At 72.3% G+C, this 18,952-nt stretch carries 21 protein-coding genes; 13 read left to right on the top strand and 8 right to left on the bottom strand.

Annotated elements, in window-relative coordinates:
• Nucleotides 1-59: 59 nt before the first annotated feature.
• Complete coding sequence (locus tag ABGB14_RS06190; RefSeq protein ID WP_347642560.1) at nt 60-740, bottom strand: type 1 glutamine amidotransferase; 681 nt, start codon at nt 738-740, stop codon at nt 60-62.
• A 79-nt stretch (nt 741-819) separates the two neighbouring features.
• Here ABGB14_RS06190 and ABGB14_RS06185 point away from each other — a divergent pair, with 79 nt between their 5' ends.
• Nucleotides 820-2,001 carry a mandelate racemase/muconate lactonizing enzyme family protein gene (locus ABGB14_RS06185; RefSeq protein ID WP_347642559.1) on the top strand — a complete coding sequence of 394 codons (1,182 nt, stop codon included), beginning with the start codon at nt 820-822 and terminating at the stop codon, nt 1,999-2,001.
• 40 nt (nt 2,002-2,041) lie between these two features.
• Here ABGB14_RS06185 and ABGB14_RS06180 read toward each other — a convergent pair whose 3' ends face one another.
• Nucleotides 2,042-2,755: a hypothetical protein gene (locus ABGB14_RS06180; RefSeq protein ID WP_347642558.1), complete on the bottom strand. Its 714-nt coding sequence runs from the start codon at nt 2,753-2,755 to the stop codon at nt 2,042-2,044.
• A 547-nt stretch (nt 2,756-3,302) separates the two neighbouring features.
• Between ABGB14_RS06180 and ABGB14_RS06175 the strand changes: the two genes are divergently transcribed.
• Both ABGB14_RS06175 and ABGB14_RS06170 read left to right on the top strand, forming a co-directional pair.
• Nucleotides 3,303-3,920, top strand: a complete 618-nt coding sequence (locus ABGB14_RS06175) for an AAA family ATPase (RefSeq protein WP_347642557.1) — start codon at nt 3,303-3,305, stop codon at nt 3,918-3,920.
• 97 nt (nt 3,921-4,017) lie between these two features.
• On the top strand, nt 4,018-4,362 hold the full coding sequence (locus tag ABGB14_RS06170) for a YciI family protein (protein WP_347642556.1): 345 nt from the start codon (nt 4,018-4,020) through the stop codon (nt 4,360-4,362).
• Between the two features lie 27 nt (nt 4,363-4,389).
• Here ABGB14_RS06170 and ABGB14_RS06165 read toward each other — a convergent pair whose 3' ends face one another.
• The gene (locus ABGB14_RS06165) at nt 4,390-5,751 is read right to left on the bottom strand and encodes a glutamine synthetase family protein (RefSeq protein WP_347642555.1); all 1,362 of its coding nucleotides are present in this window, start codon (nt 5,749-5,751) and stop codon (nt 4,390-4,392) included.
• 187 nt (nt 5,752-5,938) lie between these two features.
• On the opposite strand from ABGB14_RS06165, the gene ABGB14_RS06160 reads away from it, so the two are divergent.
• Complete coding sequence (locus tag ABGB14_RS06160) at nt 5,939-6,484, top strand: hypothetical protein (RefSeq protein ID WP_347642554.1); 546 nt, start codon at nt 5,939-5,941, stop codon at nt 6,482-6,484.
• Between the two features lie 32 nt (nt 6,485-6,516).
• Nucleotides 6,517-7,503 (top strand): terpene synthase family protein, encoded by a 987-nt coding sequence (locus ABGB14_RS06155; protein WP_347642553.1) that lies wholly within the window; start codon nt 6,517-6,519, stop codon nt 7,501-7,503.
• Nucleotides 7,504-7,533: 30 nt separating this feature from the next.
• On the opposite strand, the gene ABGB14_RS06150 is transcribed toward ABGB14_RS06155, so the two are convergent.
• A complete protein-coding gene (locus ABGB14_RS06150) occupies nt 7,534-8,499 on the bottom strand; it encodes a DUF5937 family protein (protein WP_347642552.1) in 966 nt (321 codons plus the stop codon).
• 58 nt (nt 8,500-8,557) lie between these two features.
• Between ABGB14_RS06150 and ABGB14_RS06145 the strand changes: the two genes are divergently transcribed.
• Nucleotides 8,558-9,772, top strand: a complete 1,215-nt coding sequence (locus tag ABGB14_RS06145; protein ID WP_347642551.1) for an MFS transporter — start codon at nt 8,558-8,560, stop codon at nt 9,770-9,772.
• A 61-nt stretch (nt 9,773-9,833) separates the two neighbouring features.
• Complete coding sequence (locus ABGB14_RS06140; protein WP_347642550.1) at nt 9,834-11,606, top strand: NAD+ synthase; 1,773 nt, start codon at nt 9,834-9,836, stop codon at nt 11,604-11,606.
• A gap of 15 nt (nt 11,607-11,621) precedes the next feature.
• On the opposite strand, the gene ABGB14_RS06135 is transcribed toward ABGB14_RS06140, so the two are convergent.
• On the bottom strand, nt 11,622-11,978 hold the full coding sequence (locus ABGB14_RS06135) for a hypothetical protein (protein WP_347642549.1): 357 nt from the start codon (nt 11,976-11,978) through the stop codon (nt 11,622-11,624).
• A gap of 128 nt (nt 11,979-12,106) precedes the next feature.
• Between ABGB14_RS06135 and ABGB14_RS06130 the strand changes: the two genes are divergently transcribed.
• The 4 genes from ABGB14_RS06130 to ABGB14_RS06115 all read left to right on the top strand — a co-directional run bounded on the left by ABGB14_RS06130 (nt 12,107) and on the right by ABGB14_RS06115 (nt 15,037).
• On the top strand, nt 12,107-12,496 hold the full coding sequence (locus tag ABGB14_RS06130) for a metalloregulator ArsR/SmtB family transcription factor (protein WP_347642548.1): 390 nt from the start codon (nt 12,107-12,109) through the stop codon (nt 12,494-12,496).
• The gene (locus tag ABGB14_RS06125) at nt 12,493-13,005 is read left to right on the top strand and encodes an SRPBCC family protein (RefSeq protein WP_347642547.1); all 513 of its coding nucleotides are present in this window, start codon (nt 12,493-12,495) and stop codon (nt 13,003-13,005) included. The genes ABGB14_RS06130 and ABGB14_RS06125 overlap by 4 nt, the downstream gene beginning before the upstream one ends.
• Nucleotides 13,006-13,079: 74 nt before the next feature.
• Complete coding sequence (locus tag ABGB14_RS06120) at nt 13,080-14,177, top strand: hypothetical protein (RefSeq protein ID WP_347642546.1); 1,098 nt, start codon at nt 13,080-13,082, stop codon at nt 14,175-14,177.
• A 164-nt stretch (nt 14,178-14,341) separates the two neighbouring features.
• The gene (locus ABGB14_RS06115) at nt 14,342-15,037 is read left to right on the top strand and encodes a GNAT family N-acetyltransferase (RefSeq protein WP_347642545.1); all 696 of its coding nucleotides are present in this window, start codon (nt 14,342-14,344) and stop codon (nt 15,035-15,037) included.
• A gap of 112 nt (nt 15,038-15,149) precedes the next feature.
• Here ABGB14_RS06115 and ABGB14_RS06110 read toward each other — a convergent pair whose 3' ends face one another.
• Nucleotides 15,150-15,782, bottom strand: a complete 633-nt coding sequence (locus ABGB14_RS06110; RefSeq protein ID WP_347642544.1) for an SDR family NAD(P)-dependent oxidoreductase — start codon at nt 15,780-15,782, stop codon at nt 15,150-15,152.
• A 90-nt stretch (nt 15,783-15,872) separates the two neighbouring features.
• Here ABGB14_RS06110 and ABGB14_RS06105 point away from each other — a divergent pair, with 90 nt between their 5' ends.
• Nucleotides 15,873-16,235 carry a MerR family transcriptional regulator gene (locus ABGB14_RS06105; protein WP_347642543.1) on the top strand — a complete coding sequence of 121 codons (363 nt, stop codon included), beginning with the start codon at nt 15,873-15,875 and terminating at the stop codon, nt 16,233-16,235.
• A 31-nt stretch (nt 16,236-16,266) separates the two neighbouring features.
• On the opposite strand, the gene ABGB14_RS06100 is transcribed toward ABGB14_RS06105, so the two are convergent.
• Nucleotides 16,267-16,938, bottom strand: coding sequence for a TetR/AcrR family transcriptional regulator (locus ABGB14_RS06100; protein WP_347642542.1), 672 nt, complete (start codon nt 16,936-16,938; stop codon nt 16,267-16,269).
• A 90-nt stretch (nt 16,939-17,028) separates the two neighbouring features.
• Between ABGB14_RS06100 and ABGB14_RS06095 the strand changes: the two genes are divergently transcribed.
• Nucleotides 17,029-18,165 (top strand): hypothetical protein, encoded by a 1,137-nt coding sequence (locus ABGB14_RS06095; protein ID WP_347642541.1) that lies wholly within the window; start codon nt 17,029-17,031, stop codon nt 18,163-18,165.
• Here the strand turns inward: ABGB14_RS06095 and ABGB14_RS06090 are convergent.
• Nucleotides 18,139-18,900 carry a TetR/AcrR family transcriptional regulator gene (locus tag ABGB14_RS06090; RefSeq protein ID WP_347642540.1) on the bottom strand — a complete coding sequence of 254 codons (762 nt, stop codon included), beginning with the start codon at nt 18,898-18,900 and terminating at the stop codon, nt 18,139-18,141. The genes ABGB14_RS06095 and ABGB14_RS06090 overlap by 27 nt on opposite strands.
• Nucleotides 18,901-18,952 lie beyond the last annotated feature (52 nt).

The raw sequence follows: 18,952 nt of genomic DNA, 5'->3' as shown, positions 1-18,952 counted from the left end.
GTTCCCCCGCCGCGGGCCGTAGCAGGCCGGCCTCCGTTTCGGCCCGTGGCCGCACCAGGTCAGCGGGCGGGATCCCGGACCACGTCCGCGAACGCCCTCGCCACCGGGCGCCAGGTCGCGATGAGGTCGGCCTCGGCCGCCTTGACCTCGGCGTCGAGCTCCCCGGCCCCTTCCAGGGCCGTCTCGCCGGTCCAGGACGCGAAGATCTCGGGGGTGGCCTCCGGGTGGAACTGCACCGCCCAGGCGGCATCCCCGAGCCGGTAGGCCTGGTGAGGGTACGGAGTGCCGGTCATCAACGGCACCGCGCCGCCGGGCGGCCGCGTGATGACGTCCTGGTGGTACTGCACGGCCACGGCCGTGCCGATTCCGGAGAAGAGCCGGTCGGCGGCGGCGCCGGGCAGGGCGGCGACGTCGCGGGCGCCCACTTCGAGCCCGTACGCGCCGCGATCGACGGCGCCGCCGCAGGCCATGGTCAGCAGTTGCGCCCCGAGGCAGATCGCCAGCGTGGGCGTGCTCTCCTCTACCGCCCGCAGCAGCAGGTCGCGGGTGGCGGGCTGCCAGGGGCTGCGCTCGTCCTCCCAGGCGGCCGCCGCGCCGCCGAGCACGATCAGCCCGTCGCCCGCGCGTACGGGAATCTCATCGCCCAGGTACGGCCGCACGACGTCGAAGTCCAGTCCCAGCCATTCGCCCAGATATCCGAGCCCGGCGTCGGCCTCGTGCTGGATGACGGTAACGCTCATATCGGCCCATTATCCGGAAATTTCGTTTGGTGGCCATGTCACCTGCGTATATCCGGTCTTAGAGCTGAAAGGGGAACTCGTGAAGATCGTCGCCCTCGAGACCGTCCGGCCCGCCGTCCAACCCAACCTGCTGTTCGTCCGCCTGCACACCGACTCCGGGCTGACCGGGCTCGGCGAGGCGTTCTTCGGCGCGCTGACGGTGGAGGCGTACCTGCACGAGAGCGTCGCCCCCGTCCTGCTCGGCCTGGCCGGTCCCACGCCGGAACGGGTCGCCCGCCTGCTCACCCCGTACACCGGCTACCAGGGCTCAGGCGCCGAGACGCGCGGCAACGGCGCCGTCGATCTCGCCCTCTGGGACCTGCTCGGACAGGCCGCCGGGCTGCCGCTCGTCGACCTGCTCGGCGGCGCCGTCCACGACGGCATGCCCATCTACAACACCTGCGCGGGCCCCGGGTACATCGCCACCTCGGCCCGGCAGGAGAGCGGCAACTGGGGCCTGGCCACCGGCCGCTACGAGGATCTGGACGCCTTCCTCACCGACCCGGCCCGGCTCGCCCGCGACCTGCGCGAGCAGGGCATCGGCGGCATGAAGGTATGGCCGTTCGACACCGCGGCCGAGCGTACGGGCGGCGCCGGCATCTCCCGGGCCGACCTGGACCAGGGGCTCGAGGTGATCGCCGCGATCCGGGAGGAGGCCGGCCAGGACATGAAGCTGATGGTCGAGCTGCACGGCCTGTGGAGCCGGCCCGCCGCCGAGACGATCCTGGCCGCGCTGGAGCCGTACCGGCCGTTCTGGGTGGAGGACCCGCTGCGCTCGGACGCCGCCGACGCCTACGCCCGCCTCGAGTCGCCCGTGCCGATCGCCGCCGGGGAGACGTGCGTCGGGCGGCGGGGCTTCAAGCCGCTGCTGGACTCCGGCGCCGTCGACGTCCTCACTCTCGACGTCCAGTGGACGGGCGGCCTGACAGAGGCCCGCAAGGTCGCCTCCCTCGCCGACGCCTACGGCGTGCCGGTGGCGCCGCACGACTGCACCGGGCCCGCCACGCTGGCGGGCTGCGTGCACTTCGTGTGCGGCCAGCCCAACGGGCTCATCCAGGAGACGGTCAGGGCCTTCCTGCACACCTGGTACGGCGAGCTCGTCACCGGGCTGCCCGTCATCGAGAACGGCGTCGTCACGCCGGGCCGCGAGCCCGGTCACGGTGTACGGCTGCGGGAGGGCGACCTGGCCGCGCAGCGGCGCGTCTCCCGCCTGCCGCCCTGACGATCGATGCGAGCCGGCGACCGGCGGTGACGGCGCGGTGTCAGCGTGGAGCGATCCAGGTGGCGCGGGCCGCGGCCACCAGGGTGCCGTCGTCCTCGTAGATGGCGCTCTGCCCGAACATCTTGCGCCCGTCGCGGCCGGTCGGGCGAGCCACCACGGAGTAGCGTGCGCCGGGCTGGACCGGCCGGTGGATCTGCACGCCGAGCCGCCCGAGCAGCGCGCTCTCGCCCGGGCCGAAGTGGGCCCAGCCGGTGATGCAGTCGAGCACCGCCCCGACGATCGAGGCGGGAACGCCGACCTCGCCCGTCACGTTGAACGGCACCCGCCATCCGGCCGCCACCAGGTCGGAGCCCTCCACGGGCCCGGGGAAGATGCGCAGGCCGTCGCCGGGCTCGCGCATGCCGCAGGCGAAGCACTCGGCGAACGGGTGCGCCCGCAGGCCGACGAATCCCGCCTCGGCGCGGGCGGCGTCGGTGAACGGCACGAAGCCGGGGCCCTCCAGGTCTTCGGCCACGGGGATCGCCTCGACCAGGAGCCGGTCGCCGTGGGAGAGGGAGACGGAGTTGGCCACGTGTTCGAGGCGCAACTCGGTCTCCAGCGGGGTGGGAGCGTGGAGCGTGACCTCGACGGCTGATCGGCCACCGTTCAGAGCCTCCGCCATGGTGCCCGCTATCCAGCCGCCGTTGGCGACCCCCACCGGGCCACGGAAGCGCTCGGGAACGGTCAGCACGGTCTGCAAGGCAGCCGTCGTCATGCCACACCCTCCTATATCGCCGCACAGGGCGAAAAGTCCGTAAATGTCAATAGAGGCAGGCCGATTTTACCCAGACTCCCGATCCCCGCAGATGCCGGGGGTCTCGCGGCTGATCGACATGACCTACAACGCCTCGACGAGGTCCGCTGCTTCCCGCCCGTCGCGCGGCCATGCCTGCCGTCACGCCCACCGAGAGATGGTGGGCGCCCCACATCGCGCGGACGTGAGCCGGGGGTGAGAAGTAACGAAAATCGGCCTCACTCCGAACCGCTGCCGGGAGTGAGGCCGATCAAGGCGTCGGGCAGTAGCCTATCCCGCCTCCTCCGCCTCCCGCGACCAATCCGCCGATACCGGCCCAGAGCCACAGGCAGAGGGAGCCGGGACGGATCGGCCGGGCTCCCTGACCACACGCCTGGCCCGCCGATGGCGGCCGGGCCGCGCGCCACGGCCCGGCTTCGACGAGTCTCTTAGGCACGCGGTCCCCTCGCCGGCACGGCACGGGACATGTACGTTGATCATCGGGGGTGGGCCTGTGCAAGGGTCGAGATTGCGATACCCGCCCGGATCCCTGGTCATCCTGACCGGGCTTCCGGGCGCGGGCAAGACCACCCTGCTCCGCCGCCTGTACGGCCTGGGCGGCGCCGAGAGCCTGCCCGTCACCGCGGGCGCGGTCGCGGTGATCGATTCGGCGCAGGCCAAGCGGCACTGGCACGGCAGGCTCGGCTGGATGCCAGGCCCGGTGCGCCGCGCCCTGGTGTTCGCCACCCATGTGGGCCGCATCCGGGGGGCGCTCGCCGGCGGCCGCTCGGTCATCGCCCACAACCGGGGCTGCGCCCCGTACGTGCTGAGGGGCTTCGCGTGGCTGGCGCGGCGGCACCACTCCCGCTTGCACCTGCTCCTGCTGGACGCGACGCCGGAGGCGGCGCTGGCCGGGCAGCGGGCCAGGGGCCGGGTGGTGGCGCCGCGCACGTTCGCCCGCCATCAGCGGCGGTGGGCCCGCCTGGTCGCGCGGGTGAAGGGCGGCGACCCCACGCCGGCGGCGGGCGTGCTGATCCTCGACAGGGCGGAGGCGGCCCTGCTGGAGGCCATCACCTTCGACGGCGGGGACGACGACCGCCTGCGCGAGATCCGGATCACCGGATCGTCGCCCGACCACGACGGATGACGGCGGGCCGGAACACGGCCGATTTTTTCCGCGTGGCGTGTCGATCCGGGCGCGGGCCGTTCGTGTGAAGGGTGAACTCCGAGGAAAGGACACCGCGATGAGGCATTACGTGCTCACCATGTACCAGCCCGACGGCGAGCCGCCGGGACCCGAGATCCTCGACCCGGTCATGCGCGACCTGGGGGCGCTGGAGCAGGAGATGAAGGACGCCGGCGTGTGGGTCTTCTCCGGCGGGCTGCGCCCGCCGGACCAGGCCGCCGTGGCGCGGCTGAGGGAGGGCGAGGTGCTCACCACCGACGGCCCGTACACCGAGGGCAAGGAGCACGTCGGCGGGTTCACCATCATCCGGGCGGCCGACATGGAGGCCGCGCTCGGGTGGGGCCGCAAGATGGCGAGGGCCGTGGCGCTGCTCCCCATCGAGGTGCGCGAGTTCCAGGGCTGAGCAGGCTCCGCCCCGGAACGGGCCTCGTCACAACACGGGCAGGTAGCGGCCGAGCTCGAACTCGGTGACGGTGCGGCGGTAGTCGCGCCACTCGGCCCGCTTGTTGCGCAGGAAGAAGTCGAAGACGTGCTCGCCCAGTGTCTCGGCCACCAGCTCGCTGCGCTCCATGACGGCGATCGCCTCGTCGAGCGACCCGGGCAGCGGCTGGATGCCGAGGGCCCGCCGCTCGGCGCTGGTCAGCGTCCACACGTTGTCCTCGGCGGCGGGCGGCAGCTCGTAGCTGTCCTCGATGCCCTTCAGCCCGGCCGCCAGGACCAGCGCGAACGCCAGGTAGGGGTTGCACGCCGAGTCGAGCGAGCGGAACTCGATGCGCGTCGAGCCGCCCTTGTGTGGTTTGTACATCGGCACCCGGACCAGCGCGGACCGGTTGTTGTGGCCCCAGCACACGTAGGAGGGCGCCTCGCCGCCCTGACCGGCGATGAACTCGGCCCCGCCCCAGAGCCGCTTGTAGGAGTTGACCCACTGGTTGGTGATGGCGGTGATCTCGGCGGCGTGCTTGAGCAGCCCGGCGATGAACGAGCGGCCGATCTTGGACAGGCGGTAGTCGGTGCCGGCTTCGTGGAAGGCGTTGCGGTCGCCCTCGAACAGCGACATGTGGGTGTGCATGCCGGAGCCCGGGTGCTCGGTGAACGGCTTGGGCATGAACGAGGCCCAGATGCCCTGCTCCAGCGCGACCTCCTTCATGACCAGGCGGAAGGTCATGATGTTGTCGGCCGTGGTCAGCGCGTCGGCGTAGCGCAGGTCGATCTCCTGCTGGCCGGGCGCGCCCTCGTGGTGGCTGAACTCCACCGAGATGCCCATCGACTCCAGCATCATGATCGCCTGGCGCCGGAAGTCGTGGCCGGCGCTGTGGGGGGTGTGGTCGAAGTAGCCGCCCGAGTCGATCGGCTCGGGCCGCCCGCCCGGCTCGGGCCGGTTCTTCAGCAGGAAGAACTCGATCTCGGGGTGGGTGTAGAAGGTGAAGCCCATGTCGGCGCACTTGGCGAGCGTGCGCTTGAGCACCCAGCGGGGGTCGGCGTGCGACGGCGAGCCGTCGGGCATGAGGATGTCGCAGAAGATGCGCGCCGCACCGGGCGTCTCGCTGCGCCAGGGCAGGATCTGGAACGTGGCCGGATCGGGCTTGGCGAGCATGTCGGACTCGTAGACCCGGGCGAAGCCCTCGATGGCCGAGCCGTCGAAGCCGATGCCCTCGGCGAACGCGCCCTCCAGCTCCGCGGGGGCGATCGCGACGGACTTGAGGAAGCCGAGCACGTCGGTGAACCACAGCCGGATGAACCGGATGTCGCGTTCCTCGAGCGTGCGGAGCACGAACTCCTGCTGGCGGTCCACGGCATCCCCTCAAGACGACAGTACGGGTCCCCTACCAGCATGCCGTGTCCGTGTTTCGCACACGTTACGGGGGGTGCCGGGGAAGGCTCCCGCGGAGGAGCCCGTGAACAAGCCGGTGCGAGCCTCGCTGACAAAGGGCCCGCCCCGACTTACTGTGATCACGCAGTCAGTCTCGGGGGAGGCATTGGTGGCTATCGACCTGCTCAATCACAAGCTCGATCGAGCGTTCGACCACATCGACGCGAGCGGCAACGGCGTCGTCGAGCGTGAGGACCTGCTGGGTCTGGGCGCCCGCATTCTGGTGGGCTTCGGGGAGTCCCCCACCTCGGTCACCGGGGCGAGCCTCGTCGGCAGCTTCGACGGCATCTGGTCCACCTTGTCGCTGGCGCTCGAGCGCGACGGCGACTCCGGCATCGCGCGGGAGGATTTCCGCAAGGGGATGACGGCGGCGTTCGTCACCGGCGACCGCTACGACCCGGTGTTCAGGCCGGCGACGGTGGCGGTGGCGGAGTTGTGCGACGCCGACGGCGACGGAGAGATCGGCCCCGCCGAGTTCCGTACGCTGCTGTGCGCGTTCGGCGTGGCCTACGACGACGTGGACGAGGCGTTCGACCGGCTCGACAGGGAGGGCAGGGGCACGCTCACCGTGGACGGGCTGGTCCGGGCCGCTTGCGACTACTACACGAGCGGAGACCCCAACGCCGCGGGCAACTGGCTCTTCGGACCGCTGTGAAGACTCCGCTGAAGACGACCGTGAGGACGAGTGTGAACACCACCGCGAGCCCCACCGTGTTCGCCACGGTGCGCACCGCGCTGCGTTCCGCGCTGACGTCCATGCTGCCCCTGCCGCGCAGGGGCCACTCGGCCGCCGTGGCGCTGCTGCCGCTCACCGAGCGGGTGCCCGCGATGGCGGCTCCGTGCCGGATGCACCCGGCCGTGTACGCGATCGAGGCCGCGGTCATCGACTGGGCCAGGCGCACCGGCCTGCGCGCCGACCCCGGCGTCGGTTTCCACCGGATGGCGGGCCGGGCCTTCGCGGAGTTCGACGCGGCCGCGGCGGCGTTGTTCGCGCAGTGGCTGACGTGGCTGTTCCACCTGGACGACGAGCTGGACGAGGGGTCGTGCCGGCTGGACATCTTCGACGGCATGCTCAGGGGCGCGGCCGGCCATCCGCTGGAGGCGGCCTTCGCCGATCTGTGGCGGGTGACGAGCGCGCGGATGAGCGACCGGTGGCGGTCGAGGTTCGCGGTGGGGCTGCAGCGCCAGCACGACGCGTGCCGCACGGAGGCCGACAACAGGGCGGCCGGCCGCATGCCGACGCTGGAGGAATATCCCGAGCTCCGCAGGGGCACGGTGGGGCCCTACCTGTACGACCTGGTGGAGCCGTGCCTGCGGGTGGAGGTGCCGGGCTGGGTCCACGACGGCGAGCCCTGGCGCCGGCTGGTGGACGCCTGCAGCGACGTCACCGCGTGGTGCAACGACGTCGCCTCCCGGCCGAAGGAGCGCGGCGACGTGCACAACTTCGTCGTGCTCGCGATGCGCCAGCTCGGGCTGGGCGAGCGGGAGGCGACCGCGTGGGTGCTGGACCGGATCGCCGATCGGTGCCAGGACATGCAGGAGGCGGCCAGGCGGCTGCCCCTCGCGGATCTCGCGCCGAAGGCGGCCAGGGACGTCAGCAAGGTCGCCTGCGCCTACCTGGCGGCGCCGCGCGCCCACCTCGACTGGCTCCTGGAGTCCCAGCGTTACGCCTGACCGCACGGTCACGGCCGCGGCGCCTGGGCGCTAGGCGGCGCCGCACGCGAGCATGTCGCCCGTGGGGGTGCGGCGGTAGACGACCTGCTTGCCGACCCGCATCCCCACCGCGAGCCCGCCGCCGCTGAGCACGCCGAGGTGCTGGCTGACGGCGCCCGGGGTGAGCGACATCCGGGCGGCCAGGGCCGAGGTGGTGGCGGGCTCGGCGAGCGCGAGGAGGATCTGCGCCCTGCTCCTGCCGATCAGCGCGGCCAGCGCGCCGGGCGCGGGCGGCGGCCCCTGTTCCCACAGCGTGCCCACGCCGAGCACGGGATAGACGAGCATCGGCTGGTACGGCGGCGCGATCACCCCCACCGACGGCCACCAGAACGCGCTGGGCACCAGCACCAGGCCGTCACCGCGCACCGCTTCGTCGGCGCACCACGGCCGGTCGATGAGCAGCTTCTCGCCCGTCCAGGTGACGGCGGGGTCGAGCGTGGCGAACAACTGGCGCGCGCCGCCCTCGGCCAGCAGGCGGGAGCGGCGCAGCACGTCGCGTTCCAGCAGCCCGTACACGCGCGGCCAGAACTCCGCGAAACACGTCTCCCAGTACGCCTCCAGCGCCCGCGCGACCCTGGCCACGCCCGCCTCGGGGTCGGCCGTGAACCGCTCGATCACCGCCCGGTCGGTCCCCTCGACCCGCAGGGCCTCCCGCCGGGCCGTCTCGGGCGGCGTACGCCTGACCCGGTCGAGCTCGGCGGTGAAGTCGGGCATCGGCGTGTCGGGCGGCGGGGTGATGAAGTCGGCCACGTAGCCGGAGGGCGGGACGAGCGCGAACAGCTCGCTGAGGTCGAGCCCGGCGAGCCGTGGCCGGACGGCCTTGATCCACTGCAGGTGGAGTGACTGCCGGGCGGGCCTCTGGAGGGTGCGCAGGCTCGCGACGAGCTCCCACATGGGCGAGAACGCGAACCGGATGCGGGCGACGTCCTCCGGGGTGAGCGCCCAGGTAAGCGACATGCTTTTAGTCTCCCCTAAATCGTTCGCACCCTAAAGACCCAAACATCACGATTCCTGCGTGTCACACACCACCGCCGAGAAGCCGTCAGACCCGCAGCGGAAGCCGTCCTTCCTCCAGTCCATGGTGGGCGGGTTGCCCCGCCCGTTCTGGGCCCTGTGGGGCGGCACCCTGGTGAACCGCCTGGGCACCATGGTCGTCCCCTTCACCGGCGTCTACCTGACGCAGAGCCGTGGCCTGTCGCTGGCCGCGGCGGGCCTCGTGATGGGCGTCTACGGCGTGGGCTCGCTGCTGTCGCAACTGCTCGCCGGGATCCTCACGGACCGGATCGGGCGCCGGGCCACGCTGTCGGGCGGCATGGTGGCCACCGCCGTGAGCATGCTGGCGCTCGGCTACAGCTCCACGCTGCCGGCGATCCTGGTCTCCATGTTCGCGCTCGGCCTGGTGATCGACGTCTACAGGCCCGCCTCGACCGCCCTGGTCGCCGACCTGGTCTCCCCCGCGGAACGGCCCCGGGCGTACGGGCTGCTGTTCTGGGGGATCAACCTCGGCTACGCGATCGGCATGACGAGCGGCGGCCGGCTGGCGGAGCTCGGGTTCGTCTGGCTGTTCTGGATCGACGCGGTCTCCTGCCTGGTCTTCGCCGCGCTGGTGTGGCGGGCGGTCCCGGAGACCAGGCCGGAGGCGAGGGAGTCGGCCGGCGGCTTCGGCGTGGTCCTGCGCGACCGGGTGATGGTGGGGTTCACGCTGGTCGTGCTGGGCAACGCGCTGGTCTACGGGCAGACGATGACCATGCTGCCGGTGGCGATGACGGAGGTCGTGAAGTTGTCGCCGGGGCAGTTCGGGCTGGCCATGGCGCTCAACGGGGTGCTCATCGTGCTCGTGCAGCCGCTCGTGTCGGGCTGGCTCGGGCGCAGGGACGCCTCCCGCACGCTCGCGACGGGGCTGGCCGTGATGGGTCTGGGGTTCGCGATGACGGCGTTCGTCACCAGCACCCTCGGGCTGGTCGTGACGATCGCGGTGTGGACGACGGGGGAGATCATCACGGCCGGCGTCCCCGGCGCCGTCGTGGCCGCGCTCGCGCCCGCGCACCTGCGCGGTCGGTACGCGGGGTTGTTCGGCTTCGCGTGGTCGATGGCCGCCGTGCTGGCGCCGCTGATCGGCGGCCCGCTGCTGGAGCTGGGCTCGAAGGCGTTGTGGTTCACGGTCGGCGGGGTCGGCGCGGTGTCGGCGCTCGGCATGCTGGCGCTCGGACCCGCGATCCGGCGCCGCTGAGCGACATATATCACTTTTCGTCGCTTGGACGATAAAAAGCGTGACGTATTAGGCTGAGCGCGTGGCTCAACTGCGGATTGCCCTGGCACAGACCAACCCGACCGTCGGCGATCTGGCGGCCAACGCGGACCGGCTGATCGTGTGGACCCGCGACGCCGCCGAACGCGGTGCCCACCTGGTCGTCTTCACCGAAATGTTCCTCACCGGCTATCCCGTCGAGGACCTCGTGCTGCGTACGTCGTTCGTGGACGCCAGCATCAGGGCCCTGGAAGAGGTGGCGCGCAGGCTGGACCGGGAAGGGCTCGGCGATCTGCCCGTGGTGGTCGGCTACGTCGACCGCGCCGCCCGGGCTCCCAGGACCGGCCAGCCGAAGGGCGCGCCGCTCGACGCCGCCGCGCTGCTGTTCAAGGGCGAGGTGGTCACCCGTACGGCCAAGCACCACCTGCCCAACTACGGGGTGTTCGACGAGTACCGCTACTTCGTGCGCGGCGATCGCCTGCCCGTCTTCCGCCTGCACGGGGTCGACGTGGCCATCGCGGTGTGCGAGGACCTCTGGCAGGACGGCGGTCCTGTGTCCGTCGTCGGGCAGGCGGGAGCCGGGCTGCTCGTCGTCCCGAACGCCTCGCCGTACGAGAAGGAGAAGGACGACGTCCGCCTGGAGCTGTGCGCGCGCAGGGCGCGCGAGGCAGGCTGCGCGCTCGTCTACGTCAACCAGGTCGGCGGGCAGGACGAGCTGGTCTTCGACGGCGACTCGATCGTGGTGGACGGCTCGGGAGAGCTCCTGGCGCGGGCCGGGCAGTTCAAGGAGGAGCTGCTGGTCGTGGATCTCGACCTGCCGCCCTCGCAGGCGCAGACGGGGACGTTCCCGTACGACGCGGGCGACGGCACCACGATCACGGTCGAGCGCCTGGTGGTGTCGGCCGACCCGGTCGCCCCCTATCCCCCGGTGCCCGCCCCCATCGCCGAGCGGCTGGACCCGCACGCCGAGGTCTACTCCGCGCTGGTGCTGGCCGTCCGCGACTACGTGGCCAAGAACGGCTTCGAGTCGGTCATCCTGGCCCTGTCGGGGGGCATCGACTCGGCGCTGACGGCCACGATCGCCGCGGACGCCATCGGGCCCTCGCGGGTCCATGTGGTGCCCATGCCGTCCCGCTACTCCTCCGACCACTCGCTGCGCGACGCGGAAGAGCTGGTGCGCAGGCAGGGGGTGCAGTCGCAGGTCGTGCCGATCGCCGAGATCGTCGACGCGTACGAGAAGGAGATCCACCTGTCCGGCCTGGCCGCCGAGAACATCCAGGCCAGGGTGCGGGGCATGATCCTCATGGGCCTGTCCAACGAGCACGGCCACCTGGTGCTGACGACGGGCAACAAGAGCGAGCTCGCGACCGGCTACTCCACGCTGTACGGCGACTCCGCGGGCGGCTTCGCGCCGATCAAGGACGTGCCGAAGACGATGGTCTGGGAGTTGTCGAAGTGGCGCAACACCCACTCCGACCCCTCCTTCCTGCTGCAGGCCGAGCGGCCGATCCCGGAGAACTCGATCACCAAGGAGCCGAGCGCCGAGCTGCGGCCAGGGCAGCGCGACACCGACTCGCTGCCCCCGTACGAGGTGCTGGACCGGCTGCTGGACGACTACGTGGAGAAGGACATGGGCTCGCGGGAGCTCATCGCGGCCGGCCACGATCCCGAGCTCGTGACGCGGGTGATCAGGCTCGTGGACGTGGCCGAGTACAAGCGCAGGCAGTATCCGCCGGGCCCCAAGATCACTCCCAAGAACTTCGGCCGGGACCGCCGCCTGCCGATCACCAACAGGTGGCGCGAGACCACGAGCTGATCCCCCCACCCCGGCTCATGACGACCGGGCCCAGGCCCGGGAGTTGTGCACCAGCGACGCCTGGTGGGCCAGCGCGGACGCGAGCTCCAGGGCTCCACCGCGCTGGATCCGCTCGGCCACCCCGGCACCGCGCATGCCCGCGCTGACCTGCCGCCGTAACTCCGCGTGCCACACCACGGCCGTGGAGGTGCGCTCGCGCCAGATCCGCCACCCCGGGTAGGTGTCGCGCAGCACCTGGAGCTGGCGGACGGCCGGCTGGAGGGTCGGATGGGAGCGGAAGGCCCGATCCGGCGCATCGGTGACACCGGGAGAGCCCGCGCCGCCGTGGTCGATCGATGCGGAGAGGTCTACGGCGCCCTGCGGCTTGCTCATGCTGCGTACCTCCGCCATCCGTGGCCGCTGCGAAGAAGGTTCTTCATGTATCTGGGCCCACGGGAGGTTGCCCCGACGTGGCACCCCAACTCTGGCCGAACACGTAACCAGTAGGTTACGCTTTCTGGGTGGACGAAGTGGCGGGAGCGATCGCCGACCCCGTGCGGCGGCGGATCCTGGTGATGCTGCGCGACGGGCGGCTGTCCGCCGGTCAGATCGCCGGTCAGATCGCCGGGCAGTTCGCGATCAGCAGGCCGGCCGTGAGCCGTCACCTGCGCGTGCTCAGAGAGAGCGGCCTGGTGCGCGACGAGCTGGTCGGAAGGCAGCGCCTCTACGCGCTCGACCCCGGCAGGCTCGGCGAGCTGCTCGCCTGGCTCTCCCAGTTCGCCCGGCCCTCCGGGTGGGAGCACCGCTTCGACGCGCTGGAGACGGAGGTGCACCGAACGCGCCGCGAGCGCCGCACCACCAGCACCAGCACCAGCACCAGCAGCAGCAGCAGCGAGGAGAACACCGCATGAGCCCGATCCCCACCGGCAGGCTGTTCGGCACGGCCTCAGGAAACGATCTCGTCCTCACCCGGACGTTCCGCGCACCCGCCGAGGACGTGTGGGCGAGCATCACCGAGCCCGAGCGCACGGCCCGCTGGTTCGGGCCCTGGGAGGGCGAGGCCGCGCCCGGCCGCACGATCAAGGTGCGGATGGTGCACGAGGAGCAGGAGCCCTGGTACGACCTGCGCATCGAGGCCTGCGAGCCGCCGCACCGGCTGACCGTGTCGGCGCTCGACGCGTACGGGGCCTGGCGGATCGACCTGCTGCTGTCGGAGACCGCCGGCATGACGGAGTTGCGCTTCGTCCAGCACCTGGACGGCACGGACCTGGCCGGCGACGTCGGACCCGGCTGGGAGTACTACCTCGACATGCTGGTGGCCTCCCGCGACGGCTCCCCCACACCTGATTTCCACGATTACCACCCCGCCATGCAGGCGTACTACCGCGGCCTGTCGCCGCAGACGCCGAACGGCGCATAGGTCGCCGGCGCGGCGCCGCCCGCGGCTTCTCCAGGGGGGTGAGAACTGTCGGTGGCGGCTGGCACAGTATCGCCGTGGCTCAACCCCTGAAAGAAATGATCAACTCCGCCTCCGTGCAGGTCCTGGCCGACGGGCTGAGCGCGGCCTGGGCGCCGTTCCCCCGCGCCCGCTTCACCGAGCGCGCCCTGGCCGGGCTCGGCGGGCTGGAGCTCAAGGACCGCGTCAGGCATGTCTCGGCGGCGCTGCACGACGCGCTGCCGCTGCCCTATCCCCAGGCCGCCGAGATCGTGCGCGCGTGCGCGTCGCGGGTGCGGCTCGACATGTGGAGCGGCTGGCCGGCCACCGACCACACGGCCGCGGCGGGGCTCGATCATCTGGAGCCCGCGATGGCCACGCTGGCCGCGCTCACGCCGTACGCGACGGGCGAGTTCGCCGTACGCCCCTTTCTGGAGCGCTACCGCGACGACGCTCTCAGGATCATGCGTGCCTGGGCCGAGTCCCCCGACGAGCACCTGCGCCGTCTGGCCTCAGAGGGCTCACGGCCCCGGCTGCCGTGGGCCGGGCGGGTGGCCTGGCTGATGACGCCTGGGCCGACGTTGCCCCTGCTCGGCCGCCTGCGCGACGACCCGAGCGAATACGTGCGCCGCTCGGTCGCCAACCACGTCAACGACCTGGCCAAGGACCATCCCCAGGTGGCTCTGGAGCTGCTCGCCCGCTGGCGTTCCGACGGCGGCTCCCACGTGGAGAAGGTGCTGCGGCACGCGGCGCGCGGGCTGCTGCGCACGGGCCACCCCGAGGCGCTCGCGCTCATGGGCGTCACCCCGGGCAGCGGCGCGGTCGACGCGCTGGCCCTGGAGGCCGACACCGTGACCATCGGCGGGAAGCTGTCCTTCACCGTCACGGTCACGGCCGGCGCGCCGGGGCCGATGCTGCTGAAATACGCGATCCGGCGGCCCGGCTCGCGCCGCGTGTTCCACCTCGGCCAGCGGGCGGCCGACGGGTCCGGCGCGGTCTTCACCCTGCGCAAGAGCCATTCCTTCCGCCCGGTCACCACCCGTGACGAGCCGCCGGGCGGGAGGGAGCTCGACGTGATCGTCAACGGCAGGGTGGCCGCGACGACCGCGTTCACCCTCGTCGATCCCGCACCCGGGCCACGTGGAAGCGTCGGCTAGTTGTCCTTCTTCAGGGACACGTCACTGGCTGTGAAGTCGTCGTGCTCGTGAAGACAGAAGGATCCGGCGGCCGGCGCGGAAACCAGCGGGCAAGGCAGGCGGCTTTCAGGTAGATTGCCCCGGGCTGTTCGCAGCCGTCGCACCGACCTGGAGGCGGACCCACCGTGACCCCCGACGTCGACCTGCTGGCCATCGAGATCGGTGTCATCTGGCGCCTCGACGACCGCGGCCGCCTGCCCGGGCCGGAAGACCTGGTGGTGGGTGTGGCGGCCGACGGCATGACCGCGGCGGTGGGGCCCGACGTGCCCGGCGCGCTCGCCGCCCGGCTGCTCGATCTGGTCGCCCGCGGCCTCCCTTCCTCCCCAGGCCGGCCGCCGGAGGTGCTGGAGCGGTGCCGCGCGCTCCTCGGAGAGGCGACGGTGTCCGGCGGGCCGTGCTATCTGATCCCGCCGCCACCGGTGCCCTTCGACGCTCCCGCAGCCGAGGTGCTGCGGTCGGACGACCCGGCCCACGCCGAGCGCGTACGCCCCCTGCGGCCCGCGAACTGGGCCCGCGACGAGTGGCACGACCTCCTCGACGGCCGCGACGGCGCGCCCTGGGCGATGGTCGCGGCGGACGACCAGGTGGCCGCCGTCTGCCACACCGCGCGCCTGACAGCGGCCGGCGCCGAGGCCGGGGTGTGGACCGCACCCGCGTTCCGTGGTCGTGGCCTCGCCGCGGCGACCACCGCCACCTGGGCCGGTCTCCTGCCGGGCACCCGCCTGTTCTACAGCACGGGCGCGGACAACCACTCCTCGCAGCGGGTGGCGGCGCGGCTCGGGCTCCGTTCCATCGGCTGGTTGTGGAAGCTCACCCGCTGACACGGCCCGCGGACATCCCGCCCGCCCGGTGCGACCTCGCTGACCGTCGCCGCATGCGGGCACCCCGCCACCTGCTGCACCAGCTCCCTTCCGGCCATCGGCGGTCTCCTGCTCACCCGCCGGCGCCGCCGTGCAGCACCTCCCGGTCCCAGCGGGACCTCGGCTGGGTGTGCAGGCGCCAGTAGTGCTCGGCGATGTCGTCGGGGTCGAAGTCCGTGCCGGGCGCGACGGGCCCGGCCACGGTGACGCCGGCCACGTGCACGCCCGACGATCCCCACTGCTGGTCGAGGATGTCCACCAGGGTCCGCACGCCGGCCTTGCCGAGCGAGAGGCTGGTGTAAGCCGCCTTGGGCTCGGGCATCCCGCCGGTGATGAGGAACGAGCCGCCGCCGCGCCCGGCCATGGCCGGCACGACGTGCGCGGCCGCGATCAGCGCACCCACCACGTTGACCGCCCAGGCGTCGAGGTGCGAGCGCATGCTCGCCTCGGCGGGCGTGTCGGGCCGGATGACGGCCGCGTTGTAGACCACGACGTCCGGCGTGCCCAGCTCGGCGGCGGCCGCGTCGAGCGCCGCGCGCAACTCGTCCTCGTCGGCGCTGTCGGCCCGGTAGGCGCGCGCACCCTCCAGGTCCAGCGTCGTCCCTGACCGCGAGACGAGGGCGACCTCCATGCCCTCCTTCGCGAACCGGCGGGCGACGGACCGCCCGATCCCCGGTCCTGCCCCGATCACCACCGCACCCGGCATCATCAGCTCCTTCGTGTTGTTGCTCTAGAACAATGGGACGGTAAGGCGTCACATCGATGTGAAGGTCAAGTGTGAGGGACAAGGGAGCACATGCGGATCGGTGACCTGGCCCGGGAGACCGGGGTGAGCAGGCGGCTGCTGCGTTACTACGAGGAGCAGGGCCTGCTCAGGCCCGTGCGGCTGCCCAACGGCTACCGCGACTACGGCGACGCGGACGTCGCCGCCGTCCGCCACATCCGGATGATGCTGGCCGCCGGGCTGCCGACGTCGGTGATCGCGCGGTTGCTCGACTGCGTGCATGACGACGGCGGACGGATGGTGCCGTCCGGCTGCCAGGGCATGGCCGGCAGCCTGCGGAGGGAACGCCGGCGCCTCGCCGAGACCATCGAACGGCTCCAGACGTCCCAGCGCGCCCTCGACTCCCTGCTGGCCGCCGTCGCGGAACAGCGGTGACCGCGGACGGGCCCGGCCCGAGCCGGCGACCTCAGCCGGGTGGCAGGCGGGTCGCGATGCCGTCGAGGATGAGGTCGAGCCCGAGCAGGAACTGGGCGTCGAAGTCGCCGTTGTCCACCTGGGCGTGCCGGGCGAGCTCGCCGGCGTGGTCGTCGAGATGCCGGGTGACCTTGCCGCGGATCTCGGCGTCGGCTCCGGCCGTGCGTACGGTGTCCCACCAGGTGTTCTCCGACGCGACGAAGCCGTTGACGTACGAGCTGAGCGTGCCGACGGCGGCGACGAGCGTGGCGCCGCTCAGCCCGGCGCCGGCAAGCGCGGAGTAGAACACGCGGGAGCGGGCCACCGCGTTCGGCCCGAGCAGGGGACGCGTGGCGGTGAGCGCGGGCACCCAGGGGTGGCGGCGCATCACCTGCCTGCTCTGGGCGAGCTGGCGCACCAGGAGCTCTCGCCACGGGCCCGCCTCCGCCGGCTCGATCTCGCCGATCACCTCGTCGAGGGCCAGGTCGAGGACGTCCTCCTTGCTCCTGACGTACTCGTAGAGCGACATCGTCCCCGCCCGCAGGCGCGCGGCCAGCGCCCGCATCGAGAATCCGGCCACGCCCTCGGCGTCGAGGAGCGCGACGGCGGCCGTGACGATGCGCTCGCGCGTCAGCCGTGGCCGGCGCGGCCGGTCGTCGTCGCGGAACCAGATGGATTCCGGCACGCTCCCGCTCCCTTTCCGCGCGCGTTTCCGTGCACTGTACGGAAAACCGTACGGCTAGCTTAGGGCGCCCAGGACAGAGGAGGAGAATCCATGGCAGAGCAGCGGTGGCAGCACGACTTCGCGATGCTGGCGTTGCGGGTCGACCAGGCGCTGGGCGGCGGCATGCTCATCTACTCGGGTCCGGCGGAGTGGAGGGCGACGGCGGAGTCGGAGCCGCCCGCCGCCCCGGGCGAGCTGGCCGGGGAGGCGGATCGGCTGCTGGAGTCCGCCCCGTCGGCATACCTGGCCGCACAGGTGCGCGCGCTGCGGGCCGTCGCCCGCCGGCTGGACGGCGAGCGGCTGCCCCTGGCCGAGTACGCGCGCGAGTGCCTGGGCCTGGAGCCGCGACGGCTGCCCGAGGAGGTGTTCGAGCAGGCGCACGCGGAGCTGGACGCGGCGCTCCCGAGGACCGGCGGGTCGCTGGCCGACCGGATGCGGGCGTGGCAGGCGGCCCACACCCTGGAGCCGATCGAGCGGCTGCCGGAGCTGGCGGCCAGGGCGGTGGCCGAGACGCGGGCGCGGACGAGCGCGATCATCGCGCTGCCGGAGGAGAGTGTGGAGGTCCGGCTCGTGGAGGGGGTGGCGTTCCACGCGGCCGGCGCGTACGAGGGCAGCCTGAAGTCCACGATCCACGTCAACAAGGCGATCCCGTTCAACCTGGCCGATCTGCTGTACGTCATCGCGCACGAGGGCCATCCCGGGCACATCGCCGAGTCGCTGCTCAAGGAGCACCGGGACGGCCAGAGCGTACGGTTCATGTTGTCGCCGTCGTTCGTGCTCAGCGAGGGCCTCGGCCTGCTCGCCGAGGAGCTCGTCTTCCCCGGCGAGCAGGCGCGGGCCTGGCTGGACGAGCACGTCTTTCCCGAGGCCGGCATCCGGCCAGACGGGAGCGACCTGGCCGCGATCCACCACGCGAAGAACGTGTTGTGGGGCGTCTGGGGCAACGCCGTGTTCATGGCGGAGGAGGGGAGGGGCGAGGCGGAGCTGGCCGCGTACCTGGGCCGGTGGGCGTTGTACAGCGAGAGCGAGGTGGCGCTGGCCATGGGGCTGATCAAGCCGTCGCCGACGAGCCCGTACCTGTTGGGATATTTCCATGGATGGGAGCTTCTGCGGCCCTGGGCGACCACCCCCGACCGGGTCCGCCGCCTGCTCACCGAGCAGCTACTTCCCGCCGACGTCATCGCCTGACGCGCGCCGCGCGATCAGCGCCTCGACGCCGTCGAGCAGCAGCTCCAGGCCGAAGCGGAAGTCGCTGTCGTCGACCCACCCTTCGGCGCCGCGCAGCGCGCCCGCGCGCACGGCGGCCGACAGCGCCGGGTAGGTCCCGGCGTCGAGCAGCCCGGCCAGGGCCTCGCCGTAGTCCTCGGCTCCCTCGACGGCCGGGCCGTCGGCCTGCGGCTCTCCGGACGTGGCCACGAGCGCCGCGTCGGTCAGCGCGTAGCCCGCCAGGACACTGGCCACGTTGACCTTCTCCCCGCCGTCCAGCCCCATGCCGTCGAGCGCGGCGAGCAGGCGGTCGAGCCAGAGCAGCCGCCGGGGGCCCAGCGGCGGGGTGAGCCGCGAGATCGGCAACAACCACGGGTGCTCAAGGAGGGTGTCGCGCTGGGCGCGGGTCCAGAGCTCGAGATAGTCGCGCCAGGGCCGGCCCGCGGGGTCGGGCGGCATCGGCACGACGAAGTCGGCCATCGCGGTGAGAAGGTCCTCCTTGCTCCCGACATAGCGGTAGAGCGCCGTCGCCGCCACCCCCACCCGCGAGGCCACGCTCGCCATCGAGACCCCGGTCAGGCCTTCAGCATCGGCGATCTCGATGGCGGCCGAGGCGATCGTGGCCAGGTCGAGCCGCGGCCTCGGGCCTCGGCGCGGGACCGGCTCGCGCCCCCACAACCGCTCCACCACGGGCGGCAACGACCGCTCCTGCGACATTCGGGTTCCTCCTTGACTCACTCCTAGGATTCTGCATTACCTTAAAACTATG

Source organism: Nonomuraea sp. B10E15, from assembly GCF_039871615.1.
Taxonomy (GTDB): domain Bacteria; phylum Actinomycetota; class Actinomycetes; order Streptosporangiales; family Streptosporangiaceae; genus Nonomuraea.
The sequence above is the reverse complement of the archived record's forward strand: the minus strand, read 5'-3'. Positions and strand labels throughout refer to the sequence as shown.

What these genes read in the sequence shown, in the direction of transcription:
- ABGB14_RS06125 (WP_347642547.1), top strand. Translation starts at nt 12,493, where the DNA reads ATGAGCCCGATCCCCACCGGCAGGCTGTTCGGCACGGCCTCAGGAAAC.
- ABGB14_RS06110 (WP_347642544.1), bottom strand. Translation starts at nt 15,782, where the DNA reads ATGCCGGGTGCGGTGGTGATCGGGGCAGGACCGGGGATCGGGCGGTCC.
- ABGB14_RS06095 (WP_347642541.1), top strand. Translation starts at nt 17,029, where the DNA reads ATGGCAGAGCAGCGGTGGCAGCACGACTTCGCGATGCTGGCGTTGCGG.
- ABGB14_RS06150 (WP_347642552.1), bottom strand. Translation starts at nt 8,499, where the DNA reads ATGTCGCTTACCTGGGCGCTCACCCCGGAGGACGTCGCCCGCATCCGG.
- ABGB14_RS06180 (WP_347642558.1), bottom strand. Translation starts at nt 2,755, where the DNA reads ATGACGACGGCTGCCTTGCAGACCGTGCTGACCGTTCCCGAGCGCTTC.
- ABGB14_RS06170 (WP_347642556.1), top strand. Translation starts at nt 4,018, where the DNA reads ATGAGGCATTACGTGCTCACCATGTACCAGCCCGACGGCGAGCCGCCG.
- ABGB14_RS06190 (WP_347642560.1), bottom strand. Translation starts at nt 740, where the DNA reads ATGAGCGTTACCGTCATCCAGCACGAGGCCGACGCCGGGCTCGGATAT.
- ABGB14_RS06105 (WP_347642543.1), top strand. Translation starts at nt 15,873, where the DNA reads ATGCGGATCGGTGACCTGGCCCGGGAGACCGGGGTGAGCAGGCGGCTG.
- ABGB14_RS06090 (WP_347642540.1), bottom strand. Translation starts at nt 18,900, where the DNA reads ATGTCGCAGGAGCGGTCGTTGCCGCCCGTGGTGGAGCGGTTGTGGGGG.
- ABGB14_RS06135 (WP_347642549.1), bottom strand. Translation starts at nt 11,978, where the DNA reads ATGAGCAAGCCGCAGGGCGCCGTAGACCTCTCCGCATCGATCGACCAC.